This window comes from Pseudomonas sp. ASL3, assembly GCF_056680425.1.
In genome coordinates this window covers 6,185,924-6,203,507 of the sequence record NZ_CM155281.1, presented here as the reverse complement: position 1 = coordinate 6,203,507, position 17,584 = coordinate 6,185,924, and the positions used below count along the sequence as shown (strand labels likewise).

26 protein-coding genes are annotated in these 17,584 nt (G+C 55.8%); 2 read left to right on the top strand and 24 right to left on the bottom strand.

From position 1 onward, the window contains the following. Positions 1 to 111: 111 nt before the first annotated feature. Positions 112 to 573, top strand: a complete 462-nt coding sequence (locus tag AC1MEE_RS28485; RefSeq protein WP_480412770.1) for an Lrp/AsnC family transcriptional regulator — start codon at positions 112 to 114, stop codon at positions 571 to 573. Positions 574 to 773: 200 nt separating this feature from the next. Here AC1MEE_RS28485 and AC1MEE_RS28480 read toward each other — a convergent pair whose 3' ends face one another. Together AC1MEE_RS28480 and AC1MEE_RS28475 are read right to left on the bottom strand one after the other, a co-directional pair. Beyond that, positions 774 to 1,304, bottom strand: a complete 531-nt coding sequence (locus AC1MEE_RS28480) for a single-stranded DNA-binding protein (RefSeq protein ID WP_480412769.1) — start codon at positions 1,302 to 1,304, stop codon at positions 774 to 776. A gap of 9 nt (positions 1,305 to 1,313) precedes the next feature. Then, entirely contained in the window at positions 1,314 to 2,711 is a 1,398-nt protein-coding gene (locus AC1MEE_RS28475; RefSeq protein ID WP_480412768.1) for an MFS transporter, read from the bottom strand. 129 nt (positions 2,712 to 2,840) lie between these two features. On the opposite strand from AC1MEE_RS28475, the gene uvrA reads away from it, so the two are divergent. Then, positions 2,841 to 5,684, top strand: a complete 2,844-nt coding sequence (gene uvrA / locus AC1MEE_RS28470) for an excinuclease ABC subunit UvrA (protein WP_480412767.1) — start codon at positions 2,841 to 2,843, stop codon at positions 5,682 to 5,684. A gap of 71 nt (positions 5,685 to 5,755) precedes the next feature. Here uvrA and bfr read toward each other — a convergent pair whose 3' ends face one another. The 22 genes from bfr to rplP all read right to left on the bottom strand — a co-directional run bounded on the left by bfr (position 5,756) and on the right by rplP (position 17,575). Next, on the bottom strand, positions 5,756 to 6,220 hold the full coding sequence (bfr, locus tag AC1MEE_RS28465) for a bacterioferritin (RefSeq protein WP_480412766.1): 465 nt from the start codon (positions 6,218 to 6,220) through the stop codon (positions 5,756 to 5,758). Between the two features lie 155 nt (positions 6,221 to 6,375). Next, positions 6,376 to 7,824 (bottom strand): catalase, encoded by a 1,449-nt coding sequence (locus tag AC1MEE_RS28460; RefSeq protein WP_480412765.1) that lies wholly within the window; start codon positions 7,822 to 7,824, stop codon positions 6,376 to 6,378. A gap of 172 nt (positions 7,825 to 7,996) precedes the next feature. Beyond that, positions 7,997 to 8,383 (bottom strand): 50S ribosomal protein L17, encoded by a 387-nt coding sequence (gene rplQ / locus AC1MEE_RS28455; RefSeq protein WP_480412764.1) that lies wholly within the window; start codon positions 8,381 to 8,383, stop codon positions 7,997 to 7,999. A gap of 42 nt (positions 8,384 to 8,425) precedes the next feature. After that, on the bottom strand, positions 8,426 to 9,427 hold the full coding sequence (locus tag AC1MEE_RS28450; RefSeq protein ID WP_003176403.1) for a DNA-directed RNA polymerase subunit alpha: 1,002 nt from the start codon (positions 9,425 to 9,427) through the stop codon (positions 8,426 to 8,428). Positions 9,428 to 9,449: 22 nt separating this feature from the next. Continuing rightward, positions 9,450 to 10,070 carry a 30S ribosomal protein S4 gene (rpsD, locus tag AC1MEE_RS28445; protein ID WP_480412763.1) on the bottom strand — a complete coding sequence of 207 codons (621 nt, stop codon included), beginning with the start codon at positions 10,068 to 10,070 and terminating at the stop codon, positions 9,450 to 9,452. A gap of 18 nt (positions 10,071 to 10,088) precedes the next feature. Beyond that, positions 10,089 to 10,478 (bottom strand): 30S ribosomal protein S11, encoded by a 390-nt coding sequence (rpsK, locus tag AC1MEE_RS28440; RefSeq protein WP_002555466.1) that lies wholly within the window; start codon positions 10,476 to 10,478, stop codon positions 10,089 to 10,091. Positions 10,479 to 10,508: 30 nt separating this feature from the next. After that, on the bottom strand, positions 10,509 to 10,865 hold the full coding sequence (rpsM, locus tag AC1MEE_RS28435; RefSeq protein WP_002555467.1) for a 30S ribosomal protein S13: 357 nt from the start codon (positions 10,863 to 10,865) through the stop codon (positions 10,509 to 10,511). Positions 10,866 to 10,996: 131 nt separating this feature from the next. Further along, a complete protein-coding gene (gene rpmJ / locus AC1MEE_RS28430; RefSeq protein WP_002555468.1) occupies positions 10,997 to 11,113 on the bottom strand; it encodes a 50S ribosomal protein L36 in 117 nt (38 codons plus the stop codon). Between the two features lie 28 nt (positions 11,114 to 11,141). Then, positions 11,142 to 12,470: a preprotein translocase subunit SecY gene (gene secY, locus AC1MEE_RS28425; protein WP_480412762.1), complete on the bottom strand. Its 1,329-nt coding sequence runs from the start codon at positions 12,468 to 12,470 to the stop codon at positions 11,142 to 11,144. After that, positions 12,471 to 12,905, bottom strand: a complete 435-nt coding sequence (rplO, locus tag AC1MEE_RS28420; RefSeq protein ID WP_480412761.1) for a 50S ribosomal protein L15 — start codon at positions 12,903 to 12,905, stop codon at positions 12,471 to 12,473. Positions 12,906 to 12,908: 3 nt separating this feature from the next. Next, a complete protein-coding gene (rpmD, locus tag AC1MEE_RS28415) occupies positions 12,909 to 13,085 on the bottom strand; it encodes a 50S ribosomal protein L30 (RefSeq protein WP_003444363.1) in 177 nt (58 codons plus the stop codon). A 2-nt stretch (positions 13,086 to 13,087) separates the two neighbouring features. After that, positions 13,088 to 13,588 (bottom strand): 30S ribosomal protein S5, encoded by a 501-nt coding sequence (gene rpsE / locus AC1MEE_RS28410; protein ID WP_003186035.1) that lies wholly within the window; start codon positions 13,586 to 13,588, stop codon positions 13,088 to 13,090. Positions 13,589 to 13,591: 3 nt separating this feature from the next. Further along, positions 13,592 to 13,942 carry a 50S ribosomal protein L18 gene (rplR, locus tag AC1MEE_RS28405; RefSeq protein WP_219062777.1) on the bottom strand — a complete coding sequence of 117 codons (351 nt, stop codon included), beginning with the start codon at positions 13,940 to 13,942 and terminating at the stop codon, positions 13,592 to 13,594. 10 nt (positions 13,943 to 13,952) lie between these two features. Then, positions 13,953 to 14,486, bottom strand: a complete 534-nt coding sequence (rplF, locus tag AC1MEE_RS28400) for a 50S ribosomal protein L6 (RefSeq protein ID WP_322166326.1) — start codon at positions 14,484 to 14,486, stop codon at positions 13,953 to 13,955. 12 nt (positions 14,487 to 14,498) lie between these two features. After that, positions 14,499 to 14,891: a 30S ribosomal protein S8 gene (gene rpsH / locus AC1MEE_RS28395; RefSeq protein ID WP_065833640.1), complete on the bottom strand. Its 393-nt coding sequence runs from the start codon at positions 14,889 to 14,891 to the stop codon at positions 14,499 to 14,501. A 213-nt stretch (positions 14,892 to 15,104) separates the two neighbouring features. Then, positions 15,105 to 15,410, bottom strand: coding sequence for a 30S ribosomal protein S14 (gene rpsN / locus AC1MEE_RS28390; RefSeq protein ID WP_449640028.1), 306 nt, complete (start codon positions 15,408 to 15,410; stop codon positions 15,105 to 15,107). Between the two features lie 13 nt (positions 15,411 to 15,423). Then, a complete protein-coding gene (rplE, locus tag AC1MEE_RS28385) occupies positions 15,424 to 15,963 on the bottom strand; it encodes a 50S ribosomal protein L5 (protein ID WP_219062782.1) in 540 nt (179 codons plus the stop codon). A gap of 20 nt (positions 15,964 to 15,983) precedes the next feature. Beyond that, on the bottom strand, positions 15,984 to 16,298 hold the full coding sequence (gene rplX / locus AC1MEE_RS28380; RefSeq protein WP_480412760.1) for a 50S ribosomal protein L24: 315 nt from the start codon (positions 16,296 to 16,298) through the stop codon (positions 15,984 to 15,986). Positions 16,299 to 16,309: 11 nt separating this feature from the next. Continuing rightward, on the bottom strand, positions 16,310 to 16,678 hold the full coding sequence (rplN, locus tag AC1MEE_RS28375; protein ID WP_002555479.1) for a 50S ribosomal protein L14: 369 nt from the start codon (positions 16,676 to 16,678) through the stop codon (positions 16,310 to 16,312). A 23-nt stretch (positions 16,679 to 16,701) separates the two neighbouring features. Next, positions 16,702 to 16,968: a 30S ribosomal protein S17 gene (gene rpsQ, locus AC1MEE_RS28370; protein ID WP_322166331.1), complete on the bottom strand. Its 267-nt coding sequence runs from the start codon at positions 16,966 to 16,968 to the stop codon at positions 16,702 to 16,704. Between the two features lie 2 nt (positions 16,969 to 16,970). Beyond that, entirely contained in the window at positions 16,971 to 17,162 is a 192-nt protein-coding gene (rpmC, locus tag AC1MEE_RS28365) for a 50S ribosomal protein L29 (RefSeq protein ID WP_002555481.1), read from the bottom strand. Next, entirely contained in the window at positions 17,162 to 17,575 is a 414-nt protein-coding gene (gene rplP / locus AC1MEE_RS28360) for a 50S ribosomal protein L16 (RefSeq protein WP_095080428.1), read from the bottom strand. The genes rpmC and rplP overlap by 1 nt, the downstream gene beginning before the upstream one ends. Positions 17,576 to 17,584 lie beyond the last annotated feature (9 nt).

Here is a 17,584-nt window from a genome sequence, read left to right as displayed (position 1 = left end):
AAATATTTAGAAATATTCTATGCGCGAGCCTCCAGTTTTAATGACTGATTGAATGGACAATAGCGCTCAATGGCAGCATAAAAAACCACAAAAACAAACAGTGGAAGCACAATGAACTTTGACAGCACCGACCTGAAAATTCTTCGTGAGCTGCAACGAGACAGCAGCCTCTCCAACGTCGAATTGGCCAAGCGGGTGCACCTTTCCCCCTCGCCGTGCCTGGCTCGGGTCAAGGCGCTCGAAGCATCTGGCTGCATTCGAGAGTACGTCGCCCTGCTCGCCCCGGAACACCTGGGGCTGCGGCTCAACGTCTTCATTTCGATCAGTTTGAAGGAGCAGAGTCGAGAGGCACTGCAGAACTTCGAGAGACGGGTGTGCGAGTGTGAGGAGGTGATGGAGTGTTATTTGATGACCGGCGATGCGGATTATCTGTTGAGAGTGGTGATGGCGGATATGCACGCGCTTGAGCACTTCATCATCGAACGGTTGTCGCCGATGCCCGAGGTCGAGAAGATTCGGTCGAGTTTGTCGTTGAAACAGGTGCGGTATAAGACGGCGTTGCCGTTGGGATGAACGATACACGTCCCTGTAGGAGCTGCCGCAGGCTGCGATCAACCGGGAACCGGTTGCGACGGTTCAACCGCTGAAGGCCGTGCCGGCCTTATCGCAGCCTGCGGCAGCTCCTACAGGGTGTTTTGTGTGGAGACTTAATCAAAAAGGCCCGTAACGTTGAACGCTACGGGCCTTTTGTTTGCCGCTGAGGAAGATATCCCCTAGAACGGAATATCGTCATCAAAGCTGTCGAAATCCGGAGCCGGTTGCGGCGCGGCCTGCTGAGGCGCAGGACGCGATTCGCGCTGTGGCTGGGATTGCGGCTGAGACTGCTGCGGACGCGACTGTTGAGGGCGCGGCGCGGAGTTGGACATGCCACCTTGGCCCTGTGGAGCGCCTTCGCCTTGTGGACGACCGCCCAGCAGTTGCATGGTGCCTTGCATGTCGACGACGATTTCAGTGGTATAGCGCTTGATGCCGTCTTTTTCCCACTCGCGGGTTTGCAGCTTGCCCTCGATGTAGACCTGCGAACCTTTACGCAGGTATTCGCCGGCGATTTCAGCAACTTTGCCGAACATCGAAACACGGTGCCATTCGGTCTTCTCGACCTTCTGACCGGTTTGTTTGTCGGTCCACTGTTCGCTGGTCGCCAGACTCAGGTTGGTCACGGCGTTACCGTTAGGCAAGTAGCGAACTTCGGGATCCTGGCCGCAAGTGCCGACCAATATGACTTTGTTAACCCCACGGGCCATAACGTTCTCCTAGGCTTCGCACGCCGTTGGCACTGGGTCGTTGACCAGGCGCTCAAGGGAGGTGCGATCCAATAATTCAGTATCCAATTTGATATAAATGGCAGCTTCATCAGCCACCACCACTGCATCTGTTACTCCCGGGACGGCCATCAGACGATCGAGCAGGCCCGCTTCGCGTTGCGCCTCTGGCGTCAACGGCACACGTAGGCTCGTCACGTAGGGAGGTTCACGCATAGTAACAGCAAAGGCCAGCCAGATGGCGCACAGCGCGGCGCAACCCAGGAACACAACACTCAATCCACCATGCTGAAACAGCCAGCCACCGAGAATGCCGCCAGCGGCCGAGCCCAGGAACTGGCTGGTGGAGTAAACCCCCATGGCCGTGCCTTTGCCGCCTGCCGGTGACACTTTACTGATCAGCGATGGCAGCGAAGCTTCAAGCAGATTGAACGCGGTGAAGAACACCACCGTCCCGATCACCAAAGCCCGCAGCGTATCGCCGAACGCCCAGAAGAATAGCTCAGTCAGCAGCAGCACGCTGACCGCGCCGAGCAATACCCGCTTCATCTGACGTTTCTTTTCGCCATAAATGATGAACGGAATCATGGCAAAGAACGAAATCAGCAAAGCGGTCAGGTAGACCCACCAGTGCTGTTCCTTGGGCAAACCGGCTTTTTCCACCAGCGCCAACGGCAGCGCGACGAAGCTGGACATGAGCATCGCGTGCAACACGAAGATACCTAAATCCAGCCTCAGCAAGTCGGGATGACGCAAGGTCGGTCCCAGCGCCTGTCGCGCTACGCCCGATTCACGATGCGTCAGCGGCCCGGTCGAACGCGGCACCATGAAGGCCACGATCAGAATCCCCAGCAACGCCATGCCGCCAGTGGCCAGGAACAGCCCCGACAAGCCGAACGCCCGCGTCAGCAATGGCCCGACGACCATGGCGACCGCGAAGGAAAGACCAATGGTCATGCCGATCATGGCCATCGCCTTGGTGCGGTGCTGCTCACGGGTAAGGTCCGAAAGCAACGCCATCACGGCCGCCGAGATAGCACCAGCTCCTTGCAGGATGCGTCCTGCAATCACGCCCCAGATCGAGTCCGCATTGGCCGCCAGCAGGCTACCAAGGGCAAAGATGATCAGGCCCAGATAAATCACCGGCCGCCGACCGATCCGGTCGGAGATCATCCCGAACGGAATCTGCAACACCGCCTGGGTCAGGCCATAGGCACCGATAGCCAGACCGATGAGCGCAGGAGACGCACCCGCCAGGTCCATGCCATAGGTGGCCAGCACCGGTAAAACCATAAACATGCCAAGCATACGGAACGCGAACACCAAGGCCAGACCGCTTGCTGCGCGGGTCTCGCTACCACTCATGCGTTCGCTAAGGGGATCGTGCATGGAAAAACCTCGTGTGAACCGGCGGCGATTCTACCAGTCCCATCGGTGTACAGCACATACGCGACGCTTTGCCGCGTACTGGCATGGAGCCGTATACTCCCGTGTTTATGCCCGCCAAGCGAGGCCGCAGTGGACAAGATCCTGATACGTGGGGCGCGAACCCACAACCTGAAGAACATTGACCTGACCCTGCCACGCGACAAATTGATCGTCATTACCGGTCTTTCCGGCTCTGGTAAGTCGTCGCTGGCCTTCGATACGCTGTATGCCGAAGGGCAGCGGCGCTATGTCGAATCGCTTTCCGCGTACGCTCGGCAATTCCTGTCGATGATGGAAAAGCCAGACGTCGATACGATCGAAGGGCTGTCGCCAGCGATTTCCATCGAACAGAAATCCACGTCGCACAACCCGCGTTCGACGGTGGGCACCATCACCGAAATCTACGACTACCTGCGCCTGCTCTATGCGCGTGTCGGCCAGCCACGCTGCCCGGACCACGACATTCCACTGGAAGCGCAGACTGTCAGCCAGATGGTCGATCTGGTGCTGGCACAGCCTGAAGGTAGCAAGTTGATGCTGCTGGCGCCTGTGGTTCGCGAGCGCAAGGGCGAGCACCTGGCGGTCTTCGAAGAGCTGCGTGCTCAAGGCTTTGTTCGGGCCCGGGTCAACGGCAGGCTGTGCGAGCTCGATGAACTGCCCAAGCTGGATAAGCAGAAGAAGCACTCCATTGATGTGGTGGTTGACCGCTTCAAGGTTCGTGAAGACATGCAACAGCGTCTGGCCGAATCTTTCGAAACCGCACTGAAACTGGCCGACGGCATCGCCTGGGTCGCGCCGATGGATGACGAACCGGGCGAAGAAATGATTTTCTCTGCGCGCTTCGCCTGCCCGATTTGTGGACACGCCATCAGCGAGCTGGAACCCAAGCTGTTCTCCTTCAACAACCCGGCCGGCGCTTGCCCGACTTGCGATGGCCTGGGCGTGAAGCAGTTTTTCGACATCAAGCGACTGGTCAATGGAGAGCTGACGCTGGCCGAGGGCGCGATTCGCGGCTGGGACCGGCGTAACGTCTACTACTTCCAGATGCTCGGCTCTCTGGCGAACCACTATGGGTTCAGCCTCGAGGTGCCGTTCAACGAGTTGCCCGCCGATCAGCAGAAAATTCTGTTGAATGGTAGCGGTACGCAAAACGTCGAATTCCGCTATCTCAATGATCGCGGCGACATCGTCAAACGTGCGCATCCATTCGAAGGCATTGTGCCCAATCTAGAGCGGCGCTATCGCGAGACCGAGTCGGCCACCGTGCGCGAAGAGCTGGCCAAATTCCTCAGCACTCAGCCTTGCCCGGATTGCCGTGGCACGCGTCTGCGGCGCGAAGCACGTCATGTGTGGGTCGGCGAGAAAACCCTGCCGGCGGTGACCAGCCTGCCAATCGGTGACGCTACTGAATATTTCAGCACGCTGAAACTGACGGGGCGGCGCGGTGAAATTGCCGACAAGATTCTCAAGGAAATCCGCGAGCGCTTGCAGTTCCTGGTCAACGTCGGCCTCGATTATCTGTCCCTCGACCGCAGCGCCGACACCTTGTCCGGTGGTGAAGCCCAGCGCATCCGCCTGGCCAGCCAGATCGGCGCGGGCCTGGTCGGGGTCCTGTACATCCTCGACGAACCGTCCATCGGTCTGCACCAGCGGGATAACGACCGCTTGCTGGGTACGCTGAAACATCTGCGCGATATCGGGAACACGGTGATCGTGGTCGAGCATGACGAAGACGCTATTCGTCTGGCGGACTACGTGGTGGACATCGGCCCAGGTGCCGGTATCCATGGCGGGCACATCGTCGCCGAGGGCACACCAGCCGAAGTCATGGCGCACCCGGACTCTCTGACCGGCAAATACCTGTCGGGCCGGGTGAAGATCGAAGTGCCGGCCAAACGCACGCCACGCGACAAGAAGCTGAACCTGACCCTCAAAGGCGCGCGCGGCAACAATCTGCGCAATGTCGATCTGGAAATCCCCATCGGCCTGCTGACCTGCGTGACCGGGGTTTCCGGCTCAGGCAAGTCGACGCTGATCAACAACACGCTGTTCCCGCTCAGCGCCACCGCCCTCAATGGCGCCACGACACTTGAAGCGGCGATTCACGACAGCATCGACGGTCTTCAGCATCTGGATAAGGTTGTGGACATCGACCAGAGCCCCATCGGTCGCACGCCGCGCTCCAACCCGGCGACCTATACCGGGCTGTTCACGCCGATCCGCGAGTTGTTTTCCGGTGTACCAGAGTCACGCTCGCGCGGTTACGGCCCGGGGCGGTTCTCGTTCAACGTCAAGGGCGGGCGCTGCGAGGCATGCCAGGGCGATGGCCTGATCAAGGTCGAGATGCACTTTCTGCCGGACATCTACGTGCCTTGCGACGTGTGCAAGAGCAAGCGCTACAACCGCGAAACGCTGGAAATCAAATACAAGAGCAAGAGCATCCACGAAGTGTTGGAGATGACCATCGAGGAAGCTCGGGTGTTCTTCGACGCCGTACCGGCACTGGCGCGCAAACTGCAAACACTGATGGATGTGGGGCTGTCGTATATCAAGCTCGGCCAGTCAGCGACCACGCTGTCGGGCGGCGAAGCGCAACGGGTCAAGCTGTCACGCGAGCTGTCAAAGCGCGATACCGGCAAGACGCTGTACATCCTCGATGAGCCGACCACAGGCCTGCACTTCGCCGATATCCAGCAATTGCTCGACGTGTTGCATCGCCTGCGCGATCACGGGAATACTGTGGTGGTGATCGAGCACAACCTGGATGTGATCAAGACCGCAGACTGGTTGGTGGACCTAGGCCCTGAAGGCGGCTCCAAAGGCGGTCAGATCATCGCCTGCGGCACGCCAGAGCAAGTCGCCGACATGAAACAGTCCTACACCGGCCACTACCTCAAGCCGCTGTTGCTTCGGGATAAAGCCGCAGCAGTCTAGCCGGTGAACAAATGAAAAAGCCCCTGCCGCAGTTCTGTGGCAGGGGCTTTTTCGTAGGTGCCGGGCGAGGATCAGAACTGCGATTGCAGGTAATTCTCCAGACCGATGGACTTGATCAAACCGAACTGCTGCTCCAGCCAGTACGTGTGATCTTCTTCGGTATCGGCCAACTGAATGCGCAGAATCTCACGAGTTACATAGTCCTTGTGCTGCTCGCAGAGCGCGATGCCCTTGCAGAGTGCGGCACGGACCTTGTATTCAAGGCGCAAATCACTGGCGAGCATCTCAGGGACCGTAGTGCCGATGTCCAGATCATCCGGGCGCATGCGCGGCGTGCCTTCGAGCATCAGTATCCGGCGCATCAACGCGTCGGCGTGCTGCGTCTCTTCTTCCATTTCGTGGTTGATACGCTCGTAGAGCTTGCTGAAGCCCCAGTCCTCATACATCCGCGAATGAATAAAATATTGATCACGGGCTGACAGCTCACCGGTCAGCAACGTGTTGAGGTAATCGATTACGTCCGGGTGACCTTGCATCGCCCTGCATCTCCCTGCTTGAAAGGCCATAGTTTGAACCAACCCGCTGGTGCGGTCACTTCGCAAAACGCAAGAAAGTGTGAAAAAGCAGCGAAAGTCGGACAACCAGGGGGAAAAACCGCCCAAATGAGGGCGGTTATGTTTATCACTTCGAGTTAGCCCAGACGTACACCCAGCGCCTTGGCAATGCCTTCGCCATACGCTGGATCAGCCTTGTAGAAATGCTGCAGCTGACGCTGAACGACATCACTGGTTACGCCGGCCATCGCACCGGCGATGTTGTTGATCAACAGCGTTTTCTGCGCATCGCTCATCAGGTTGAACAAGACGCCTGCGTGGCTGTAGTAATCACTGTCTTCACGGTGATCGTAACGAGTTGCCACACCGCTCAGTGCCAACGCTGGCTCAGCGTAACGCGGCGCTTCTTTCGGCGCGTCAGCGTAACTGTTGGGTTCGTAGTTTGGTGCTGCACCGCCATTACTGCCAAAACTCATGGAACCATCACGCTGGTAGCTGTGGACAGGGTTCTTCGGTGCATTAATAGGTAATTGTTGATGGTTGGTGCCGACGCGATAGCGATGTGCATCTGCGTAGGCAAATACCCGCCCTTGCAGCATGCGATCGGGCGACAAACCAACACCGGGTACCATATTGCTTGGAGCGAACGCCGCTTGTTCGACTTCAGCGAAGTAGTTCTGCGGGTTGCGGTTCAACTCAAGCTCGCCAACTTCGATCAGCGGGTATTCCTTCTGCGACCAGGTTTTGGTCACGTCAAACGGGTTCTCGTGATGAGCTGATGCTTGAGCCTCAGTCATGATCTGGATGCAAACACTCCATTTCGGAAAGTCACCGCGCTCAATCGCTGAGAACAGATCACGCTGAGCATAATCCGGGTCAGTACCGGCCAGGCGCGCTGCGTCAGCGGGTGCCAGATTCTTAATGCCTTGCTTGGTCTTGTAGTGCCATTTGACCCAATGACGCTCACCGCTTGCACTGATCAGGCTGTAGGTATGACTGCCGAAACCGTGCATGAAGCGGTAGCCATCCGGAATCCCGCGATCCGAGAACAGAATGGTGATCTGATGCAGCGCTTCGGGCGAGTGCGACCAAAAGTCCCAAACCATTTGCCCGCTTTTCAGGTTGGTTTGCGGCTGGCGTTTTTGGGTGTGGATGAAATCCGGGAATTTCAGCGGGTCACGAATAAAGAAGACGGGCGTGTTGTTACCCACGATGTCCCAATTGCCTTCTTCGGTATAGAACTTAACCGCAAAACCACGCGGGTCGCGCTCAGTGTCTGCCGAACCGCGCTCACCACCGACAGTGGAGAAGCGAATGAAAATTGGGGTCTGCTTACCGACTGACTCAAATAATTTAGCGCTGGTGTACTGGGTGATATCACGATTAACCGTGAATGTACCGTGAGCACCCGAGCCTTTAGCGTGTACGCGGCGCTCTGGGATGTTCTCGCGGTTGAAATGCGCAAGTTTCTCGATCAGGTGAAAGTCGTCGAGCAACAAAGGACCACGCGGGCCGGCGGAACGGGAATTCTGGTTATCAGCGACAGGAGCGCCGCTAGCGGTTGTAAGCGTCTTATTCTGGCTCATGCGAAATCTTCCTCTGTCGAGCGTGTCCAGCCGGCTAGTCGGCTTGGGAGGAAGTATTGGCCGAAAATGTTACGCCCTCAAATTCATTAAATCTGGGGGATCGATAGATTTTTATAATTTCCAGGCACAAAAAACCGGGCACTAGGCCCGGTTCTTTGATCAGACTGACGTCTTATTCAGCAGTTTCTACAACACCACCGACAGGACGATCAACCAGCTCGACGTACGCCATAGGCGCGTTGTCGCCAGTGCGGAAACCGCACTTGAGGATGCGCAGGTAGCCACCCTCACGGGTTGCATAACGCTTGCCCAGGTCGTTGAACAGCTTACCAACGATGGCTTTCGAACGAGTACGGTCGAAGGCCAGACGGCGGTTAGCCAAGCTGTCTGTCTTAGCCAGGGTGATCAGCGGCTCGGCAACGCGACGCAGTTCCTTGGCTTTAGGCAGTGTAGTTTTGATCAGCTCGTGCTCGAACAGCGACACTGCCATGTTTTGGAACATGGCCTTGCGGTGCGAGCTAGTGCGGCTCAGGTGACGTCCACTTTTACGATGACGCATGGTTCATTCCTTACCAAACACAACGTTCGGTGATTACGACGATCAGGCAGTCGCCTTGTCGTCCTTCTTAAGACTTGCAGGCGGCCAGTTGTCGAGGCGCATGCCGAGGGACAGACCACGGGAGGCCAGAACGTCCTTGATTTCGGTCAAGGATTTCTTGCCCAGGTTCGGAGTCTTCAACAGTTCTACTTCGGTACGCTGAATCAGGTCGCCGATGTAGTAAATGTTCTCCGCCTTAAGGCAGTTGGCCGAACGTACAGTCAGTTCCAGATCGTCAACCGGACGGAGCAGGATCGGATCGATCTCGTCTTCCTGTTCGATAACCACTGGCTCACTGTCACCTTTGAGATCGACGAACGCAGCCAACTGCTGTTGCAGAATGGTTGCAGCGCGGCGAATTGCCTCTTCAGGATCCAGGGTACCGTTGGTCTCCAGATCAATAACCAGCTTGTCCAGGTTAGTACGCTGTTCGACACGGGCGTTTTCCACCACGTATGCGATACGGCGAACCGGGCTGAACGAAGAGTCGAGCTGCAAGCGACCAATGCTGCGGCTTTCGTCTTCATCGCTCTGACGCGAATCGGCCGGTTCATAACCACGACCACGAGCTACGGTGAGCTTCATGTTCAAGGCGCCGTTAGACGCCAGGTTAGCGATTACGTGATCGGGATTAACGATCTCGACATCATGATCCAGCTGAATATCGGCAGCGGTAACCACCCCCGAACCCTTCTTCGACAAGGTCAGCGTAACTTCGTCTCGACCGTGCAGCTTGATAGCCAGACCTTTAAGGTTCAACAGGATTTCAATTACGTCTTCCTGTACACCTTCGATGGCGCTGTACTCATGGAGTACACCGTCAATCTCGGCCTCGACTACTGCACAGCCGGGCATGGAGGACAACAGGATGCGGCGCAGCGCGTTGCCCAGGGTATGGCCGAAACCACGCTCGAGAGGCTCGAGAGTGATTTTGGCGCGGGTTGGACTGACAACCTGCACGTCAATGTGACGGGGTGTCAGGAACTCATTTACCGAAATCTGCATGGATGCACCTATTTTCTAGCCCTTACTTGGAGTAGAGCTCGACAATCAGGCTTTCGTTGATGTCGGCGGACAGATCACTGCGAGCTGGAACGCTTTTGAAGACGCCAGATTTTTTCTCAGTGTCTACTTCTACCCATTCTACGCGGCCACGTTGGGCACACAGATCGAGAGCCTGGACAATGCGCAGTTGGTTCTTTGCCTTCTCGCGGATAGCGACCACGTCACCAGGGCGAACCTGATACGACGGAACGTTAACGGTTTTGCCGTTAATGCTGATCGACTTGTGCGATACCAGCTGACGGGATTCGGCGCGAGTCGAACCAAAGCCCATACGGTATACAACGTTGTCCAAACGGCATTCGAGCAGTTGCAGCAGGTTCTCACCAGTAGCGCCTTTCTTGCCGGCTGCTTCTTTGTAATAACCGCTGAACTGACGTTCGAGAACGCCATAAATACGGCGGACTTTCTGCTTTTCACGCAGTTGGGTGCCGTAATCGGATTGGCGACCGCGGCGTTGGCCGTGGATACCAGGGGCTGCTTCGATGTTGCACTTGGATTCGATAGCGCGGACGCCGCTCTTCAAGAAGAGATCGGTGCCTTCACGACGTGCAAGTTTGCATTTTGGACCAATGTAACGAGCCATTTCTTACAGTCTCCTGGATTACACGCGGCGCTTCTTCGGCGGACGGCACCCGTTGTGCGGGATTGGCGTCACGTCGGTGATGCTGGCGATCTTATAGCCACAGCCGTTCAAAGCACGGACAGCAGACTCACGACCTGGACCTGGACCCTTGACGTTAACGTCGAGGTTCTTCAGGCCATATTCCAGCGCAGCTTGACCAGCACGCTCAGCAGCTACTTGAGCAGCGAACGGGGTGGACTTGCGAGAACCGCGGAAACCCGAGCCGCCGGAGGTAGCCCAAGAAAGCGCGTTACCTTGACGATCGGTGATGGTGACGATTGTGTTGTTAAACGACGCGTGGATGTGGGCGATGCCATCAACCACTGTCTTTTTAACTTTTTTACGAGGACGAGCAGCAGGTTTTGCCATGACTAAATTCCTGTCGATGCGCTGGTGCGATTACTTGCGGATCGGCTTACGCGGACCTTTGCGAGTACGCGCGTTGGTCTTGGTACGCTGACCGCGCACTGGAAGACCACGACGATGGCGCAGACCGCGATAGCAGCCCAAGTCCATCAAGCGCTTGATTTTCATGTTGATTTCGCGACGCAGGTCACCTTCAGTGGTGAACTTTGCCACTTCGCCACGCAGCTGTTCAATCTGCTCGTCGCTCAGATCTTTGATCTTTACCGCTGGGTTAACCCCAGTGGTTGCACAAATTTTCTGTGCAGTGGTGCGACCAACACCATAGATGTAGGTCAACGAGATAACAGTATGCTTGTTATCTGGAATGTTAACGCCTGCAATACGGGCCATTCAGTGGGACTCCAATTGACAGCTACCTACGCCCCGGAAGCCAAGAAATAGGGCGCGAGATAATATCGCTGTAATAACAAATAATCAACCCAGCAGCGCACTAGCTGCTGGGCTTTAAGCACAAATCACACTCAGCCTTGGCGCTGTTTGTGACGTGGTTCCGCGCTGCAAATTACCCGAACAACACCTTCGCGGCGAATAATCTTGCAGTTGCGGCACAGTTTTTTCACCGATGCACGAACTTTCATCACCAACTCCTCGAACCTTAGGGGTGCTTCAGCGCAGCATGCCGCTGCCGTAGCCCTTCAGGTTGGCTTTCTTCATCAGGGATTCGTACTGGTGCGAAACGAGGTGCGATTGTACTTGCGACATGAAGTCCATCACAACCACTACCACGATCAGCAACGAGGTCCCGCCAAGGTAGAACGGTACGTTTGCCGCAACCACCAGGAACTGGGGAAGCAGACACACGGCCGTCATATAAAGAGCACCGAACATGGTCAAGCGGGTCAAAACGCCATCAATATAGCGTGCCGACTGCTCGCCTGGACGGATACCCGGAATAAAGGCACCGGACTTCTTCAGGTTTTCCGCTACGTCTTTCGGATTGAACATCAACGCCGTATAGAAGAAGCAGAAGAAAATAATCCCTGCACTAAACAGCAGAATATTCAACGGCTGACCAGGAGCGATCGACTGCGAGAGGTCCTGCAACCAGCCCAAACCAGCAGACTGACCGAACCAGGCACCCAGCGAAGCCGGGAACAGCAAAATGCTGCTCGCGAAAATGGCCGGAATTACACCAGCCATGTTCACTTTCAGCGGCAAGTGGCTAGTCTGCGCAGCGAAGACCTTACGGCCCTGCTGACGCTTGGCGTAGTGAACAGCAATACGACGCTGACCACGCTCAATGAACACCACAAAACCGATGATCGCTACTGCCAGCAAACCGATGGCGACCAAGGCGAAAATATTGATATCACCCTGACGAGCAGACTCGAAAGACTGCCCAATCGCTCTCGGAAGACCGGCGACGATACCCGAAAAAATCAACATCGAGATACCGTTACCGACACCGCGCTCGGTAATCTGCTCACCCAGCCACATCATGAACATTGCGCCAGCCACAAACGTGGATACCGCAACGAAATGGAAGCCGAAGTCACCAGTGAACGCAACGCCCTGCCCCGCCAGACCAACGGACATACCGATAGCCTGAACAAGAGCGAGGACGACGGTGCCATAGCGGGTGTATTGGCTGATCTTGCGACGACCAGCCTCACCTTCCTTCTTCAACTGCTCCAGCTGCGGGCTGACGGCGGTCATCAACTGCATGATGATCGATGCCGAGATGTACGGCATGATCCCCAGTGCAAAGATGCTCATCCGTTCCAGCGCGCCGCCGGAAAACATGTTGAACAAGCTAAGAATGGTCCCCTCATTCTGTCGAAACAGGTCCGCCAGCCGGTCCGGGTTGATACCAGGAACTGGGATGTGCGCGCCTATCCGGTAGACGATAATCGCCAGGAGTAGAAAACGCAGTCGAGCCCAGAGCTCGGATAACCCGCCTTTGCTGAGCGCTGAGAGAGCACCTTGCTTAGCCATTTATTCCTCGAACTTGCCGCCAGCTGCTTCGATAGCCGCACGCGCACCTTTGGTGGCTGCGATACCTTTGATGGTGACAGCGCGAGTAACCTCACCGGACAACATGATTTTCACACGCTGTACGTTTTGGTTGATCACGTTGGCATCCTTCAGGGTCTGCACAGTGACGATGTCGCCTTCCACTTTAGCCAACTCGGAAAGACGCACTTCTGCGCGATCCATAGCCTTCAGGGAAACGAAACCGAATTTCGGCAGACGACGATGCAACGGCTGTTGGCCGCCTTCAAAGCCCGGAGCGATAGTGCCACCGGAACGGGAGGATTGACCTTTGTGGCCGCGGCCACCAGTCTTACCCAAACCGCTACCGATACCACGGCCCGGACGATGCTTTTCGCGACGGGAACCCGGCGCTGGACTCAGATCATTGAGTTTCATCGATTAACCCTCGACTCGCAGCATGTAGTAAGCCTTGTTGATCATCCCGCGATTCTCGGGAGTATCCAGCACTTCTACAGTGTGACCGATGCGACGCAGACCCAGACCCTTAATGCACAATTTGTGGTTAGGGATGCGTCCAGTCATGCTTTTGATCAGCGTTACTTTAACGGTAGCCATGATCAGAAGATCTCCTTGACACTTTTGCCGCGCTTGGCAGCAATGGATTCAGGAGATTGCATAGCTTTCAAACCTTTGAAAGTGGCGTGAACCACGTTTACCGGGTTAGTCGAGCCGTAGCACTTGGCCAGCACGTTCTGAACACCAGCAACTTCCAGCACTGCGCGCATAGCGCCGCCAGCGATGATACCGGTACCTTCAGAAGCAGGCTGCATGTACACCTTCGAAGCGCCATGAGCGGACTTCATTGCGTACTGCAGAGTAGTGCCGTTCAGGTCTACTTGAATCATGTTGCGGCGAGCAGCTTCCATTGCCTTCTGGATCGCAGCAGGCACTTCACGTGACTTGCCACGGCCGAAGCCAACGCGCCCTTTACCATCACCAACCACGGTCAACGCGGTGAAAGTGAAGATACGGCCGCCTTTTACGGTCTTAGCAACGCGGTTCACTTGAACCAGCTTCTCGATGTAGCCTTCGTCGCGTTTTTGGTCGTTATTTGACATAACTTAGAACTCCAGCCCGCCTTCACGAGCAGCATCAGCCAGCGCCTTGACGCGGCCGTGGTACTTGAAGCCAGAACGGTCAAAAGCCACTTGCGAGACACCGACGGCTTTCGCACGCTCAGCGACCAGCTGGCCAACCTTAGTGGCCGCGTCGATGTTGCCAGTGGCACCATCACGCAGTTCTTTGTCCAAAGTCGAGGCGCTCGCCAAGACTTTGCTGCCGTCGGCCGAAATGACCTGGGCATAAATGTGCTGCGAAGAGCGGAACACGCAGAGACGCACGACTTCTAGCTCGTGCATTTTCAGGCGTGCTTTGCGAGCGCGACGCAGTCGGGTAACTTTTTTGACGGTCATTTGCTATGCCCTACTTCTTCTTGGCTTCTTTACGGCGGACGACTTCGTCTGCGTAACGCACACCTTTGCCTTTGTACGGCTCAGGACGGCGGAAGTCGCGGATCTCAGCGGCCACTTGACCAACCAACTGCTTATCGATACCTCGGATGAAGATATCGGTCTGGTTGGGAGTCTCAGCGGTGATGCCATTCGGCAGGTCGTATTCCACTGGGTGCGAAAAGCCGAGAGCCAGGGACAGCACTTTGTCTTTTGCTTGCGCTTTATAACCAACACCGACCAGCTGGAGCTTACGCTCGAAGCCTTGGCTTACGCCCTGGACCATGTTGTTAACCAGTGCACGAGTGGTGCCGGCCATTGCGCGAGTTTGTTGATCGCCATTGCGAGCAGCGAAACGCAGCTCACCAGCTTCTTCAACAATCTCAACGGACGAATGGATGTTCAGATCTAGAGTGCCCTTGGCACCCTTCACCGAAAGCTGCTGGCCGACGAGTTTAACTTCGACGCCTGCTGGCAACTTAACGGGGTTCTTAGCTACGCGTGACATGCTTATCCCCCCTTAGAACACTGTGCAAAGAACTTCGCCGCCGACACCGGCAGCGCGCGCAGCACGATCCGTCATCACACCTTTGTTGGTGGAGACGATAGACACACCGAGACCGCCACGAACTTTTGGCAGATCATCGACGGACTTGTACTGACGCAGGCCTGGACGGCTAACGCGCTTCACTTCTTCGATGACTGGACGGCCTTCGAAGTATTTCAGCTCGATGGATAGCAACGGTTTGATTTCGCTGCTGATCTGATAACCCGCAATGTAACCTTCGTCCTTGAGGACTTTGGCTACAGCTACCTTCAACGTGGAAGACGGCATGCTTACGACGGGCTTTTCAGCCATCTGGGCATTACGGATACGAGTTAGCATGTCCGCTAACGGGTCCTGCATACTCATGGGCTAGACGCTCCTAATACAAAAAAATAAGCCTTACGGCTACAGCTTGTCGCCGAGAAACTCCGGGCAAATGAACACACGGGCTCAGGCGAGCCGGTCATTCTAGACACACCCCGGAAATGAATCAAGCCCCAATAGGGGCTTGATTCAAAATCACGCTTCACTCTGGCCAATATTTTGCAAGATCGGCCAGCGCGAGACGAGATGGACGCCTTACCAGCTGGCTTTAACCAGACCTGGAACGTCGCCACGCATTGCTGCTTCACGCAGCTTGTTACGGCCGAGGCCGAACTTGCGATAGACGCCGTGTGGACGGCCAGTGATGCGGCAGCGGTTACGCATGCGCGAAGCGCTTGCGTCACGTGGCTGCTTCTGCAGAGCTACTTGAGCTTCCCAACGCGCTTCTGGACTTGCGTTCAGATCAACGATGACAGCTTTCAACTCTGCACGCTTCTTGGCGTACTTTGCAACCGTGAGCTGACGCTTCAGCTCGCGGTTCTTCATGCTCATCTTGGCCATTGTCCTACTCCAATCAGTTGCGGAACGGGAACTTGAAAGCACGCAGCAATGCGCGACCTTCGTCATCCGTACGAGCAGTGGTGGTCAGGGTAATGTCCAGACCGCGCAGAGCATCGATCTTGTCGTAATCGATTTCCGGGAAAATGATCTGCTCTTTCACGCCCATGCTGTAGTTACCACGACCATCGAAGGACTTGGCATTCAGGCCGCGGAAGTCGCGAACCCGAGGCAGGGAGATCGACAGCAGACGATCCAGGAATTCATACATCCGATCGCGACGCAGAGTGACTTTAACGCCGATCGGCCAACCTTCACGGACTTTAAAGCCAGCGATGGATTTCCGAGCGTAAGTCACAACGACTTTTTGACCGGTGATCTTTTCCAGGTCAGCAACTGCGTGCTCGATGACTTTTTTGTCACCGACCGCTTCGCCCAGACCCATGTTCAGTGTGATCTTTGTAACGCGCGGAACTTCCATCACGTTCGAAAGCTTAAGTTCTTCCTTAAGCTTCGGAGCGATTTCCTTCCGGTAAATCTCTTTTAGTCGTGCCATGGTCTTCTACCTAGCAGTGTTCAAGCATCAACCGCTTTTTGGGTCGACTTGAAGACACGAATTTTTTTGCCGTCTTCAACTTTGAAACCAACGCGATCTGCCTTGTTGGTTGCGCCGTTGAAAATGGCGACGTTAGAAGCGTGCAATGGCGCTTCTTTCTCGACGATACCGCCCTGGACGCCCGACGCCGGGTTTGGCTTGGTATGACGCTTAACCAGGTTGATCCCACCAACGACCAAACGGTCGTCAACGAGAACCTTGAGCACCTTACCGCGCTTACCTTTGTCTTTGCCGGCGATCACGATGATCTCGTCGTCACGACGAATCTTTTGCATGTCGGATCTCCTTACAGCACTTCTGGGGCGAGCGAGACGATCTTCATGAACTTCTCAGTACGAAGTTCACGCGTCACTGGCCCAAAGATACGGGTGCCGATCGGCTCTTGCTTGTTGTTCAACAGAACAGCAGCGTTGCCATCAAAGCGGATGATGGAGCCGTCTGCGCGACGAACACCATGGCGAGTGCGGACTACTACTGCAGTCATCACTTGGCCTTTTTTCACCTTGCCGCGCGGAATTGCTTCCTTGACGGTTACTTTGATGATGTCACCGATACCAGCGTAACGACGATGGGAGCCACCCAGCACCTTGATGCACATAACGCGGCGTGCGCCGCTGTTATCGGCCACATCGAGCATGGATTGAGTCTGAATCATATAATTTCTCCGACCCCTAGTCCTTAGACTTCCACAGCGCGTTCGAGAATTTCAACCAGCGCCCAAGACTTGGTCTTGGCTACCGGACGAGTTTCACGAATCGTGACTTTGTCGCCGATGTGGCTCTGATTGGTTTCGTCGTGCGCGTGCAGCTTAGTCGAACGCTTAACGTATTTACCGTAGATCGGGTGCTTTACGCGACGCTCGATCAGAACGGTGATGGTCTTGTCCATCTTGTCGCTGACAACACGGCCAGTCAGCGTACGGACGGTTTTTTCGGCTTCAGCCATGATCACTTACCTGCCTGCTGGTTAAGCACAGTCTTCACGCGAGCGATGTCACGTTTAACTTGCGAGAGCAGGTGAGACTGCCCCAACTGGCCAGTTGCTTTCTGCATACGCAGATTGAACTGGTCGCGCAGCAGGCCGAGCAGTTGCTCGTTCAGCTGCTGTGCTGATTTTTCACGAAGTTCATTCGCTTTCATCACATCACCGTCCGTTTAACAAAGGAGGTGGCGAGTGGCAGCTTTGCAGCAGCCAGGGCGAAAGCCTCACGCGCCAGCTCTTCAGTAACACCCTCGATTTCATACAGGACTTTGCCTGGCTGAATCTGGGCAACCCAGTACTCCACGTTACCCTTACCTTTACCCATCCGAACTTCGAGTGGCTTTTTGGTGACAGGCTTGTCCGGGAATACACGGATCCAGATTTTGCCGCCACGTTTAACGTGACGGGTCAGTGCACGACGCGCTGACTCAATCTGACGAGCGGTGAGACGACCACGAGCAACAGACTTCAGCGCATATTCGCCGAAGCTGACTTTGCTACCGCGCTGAGCCAAGCCACGGTTGTGGCCTGTCATCTGCTTGCGGAACTTCGTACGCTTTGGTTGCAACATTTGGCGTAC

Excerpts from the sequence above, each read along its gene's own strand:
- AC1MEE_RS28485 (WP_480412770.1), top strand. The coding sequence starts at position 112 with ATGAACTTTGACAGCACCGACCTGAAAATTCTTCGTGAGCTGCAACGA.
- AC1MEE_RS28460 (WP_480412765.1), bottom strand. The coding sequence starts at position 7,824 with ATGAGCCAGAATAAGACGCTTACAACCGCTAGCGGCGCTCCTGTCGCT.
- rplF (WP_322166326.1), bottom strand. The coding sequence starts at position 14,486 with ATGTCACGCGTAGCTAAGAACCCCGTTAAGTTGCCAGCAGGCGTCGAA.
- rpsK (WP_002555466.1), bottom strand. The coding sequence starts at position 10,478 with ATGGCAAAACCTGCTGCTCGTCCTCGTAAAAAAGTTAAAAAGACAGTG.
- rplQ (WP_480412764.1), bottom strand. The coding sequence starts at position 8,383 with ATGCGTCATCGTAAAAGTGGACGTCACCTGAGCCGCACTAGCTCGCAC.
- rplR (WP_219062777.1), bottom strand. The coding sequence starts at position 13,942 with ATGACCGTCAAAAAAGTTACCCGACTGCGTCGCGCTCGCAAAGCACGC.
- rpmD (WP_003444363.1), bottom strand. The coding sequence starts at position 13,085 with ATGGCTACCGTTAAAGTAACGCTGATCAAAAGCATGACTGGACGCATC.
- rpsE (WP_003186035.1), bottom strand. The coding sequence starts at position 13,588 with ATGTCAAATAACGACCAAAAACGCGACGAAGGCTACATCGAGAAGCTG.
- secY (WP_480412762.1), bottom strand. The coding sequence starts at position 12,470 with ATGGCTAAGCAAGGTGCTCTCTCAGCGCTCAGCAAAGGCGGGTTATCC.
- rpsN (WP_449640028.1), bottom strand. The coding sequence starts at position 15,410 with ATGGCCAAGATGAGCATGAAGAACCGCGAGCTGAAGCGTCAGCTCACG.
- rpmJ (WP_002555468.1), bottom strand. The coding sequence starts at position 11,113 with ATGAAAGTTCGTGCATCGGTGAAAAAACTGTGCCGCAACTGCAAGATT.
- rpsD (WP_480412763.1), bottom strand. The coding sequence starts at position 10,070 with ATGGCTCGTTACATTGGTCCAAAATGCAAACTTGCACGTCGTGAAGGC.
- bfr (WP_480412766.1), bottom strand. The coding sequence starts at position 6,220 with ATGCAAGGTCACCCGGACGTAATCGATTACCTCAACACGTTGCTGACC.
- rplP (WP_095080428.1), bottom strand. The coding sequence starts at position 17,575 with ATGTTGCAACCAAAGCGTACGAAGTTCCGCAAGCAGATGACAGGCCAC.
- rplN (WP_002555479.1), bottom strand. The coding sequence starts at position 16,678 with ATGATTCAGACTCAATCCATGCTCGATGTGGCCGATAACAGCGGCGCA.
- AC1MEE_RS28475 (WP_480412768.1), bottom strand. The coding sequence starts at position 2,711 with ATGCACGATCCCCTTAGCGAACGCATGAGTGGTAGCGAGACCCGCGCA.
- rpsQ (WP_322166331.1), bottom strand. The coding sequence starts at position 16,968 with ATGGCTGAAGCCGAAAAAACCGTCCGTACGCTGACTGGCCGTGTTGTC.
- rplE (WP_219062782.1), bottom strand. The coding sequence starts at position 15,963 with ATGGCACGACTAAAAGAGATTTACCGGAAGGAAATCGCTCCGAAGCTT.
- rpsM (WP_002555467.1), bottom strand. The coding sequence starts at position 10,865 with ATGGCCCGTATTGCAGGCGTTAACATTCCAGATAACAAGCATACTGTT.
- rpmC (WP_002555481.1), bottom strand. The coding sequence starts at position 17,162 with ATGAAAGCGAATGAACTTCGTGAAAAATCAGCACAGCAGCTGAACGAG.
- AC1MEE_RS28450 (WP_003176403.1), bottom strand. The coding sequence starts at position 9,427 with ATGCAGATTTCGGTAAATGAGTTCCTGACACCCCGTCACATTGACGTG.
- rplO (WP_480412761.1), bottom strand. The coding sequence starts at position 12,905 with ATGAAACTCAATGATCTGAGTCCAGCGCCGGGTTCCCGTCGCGAAAAG.
- rplX (WP_480412760.1), bottom strand. The coding sequence starts at position 16,298 with ATGCAAAAGATTCGTCGTGACGACGAGATCATCGTGATCGCCGGCAAA.
- AC1MEE_RS28480 (WP_480412769.1), bottom strand. The coding sequence starts at position 1,304 with ATGGCCCGTGGGGTTAACAAAGTCATATTGGTCGGCACTTGCGGCCAG.
- rpsH (WP_065833640.1), bottom strand. The coding sequence starts at position 14,891 with ATGAGTATGCAGGACCCGTTAGCGGACATGCTAACTCGTATCCGTAAT.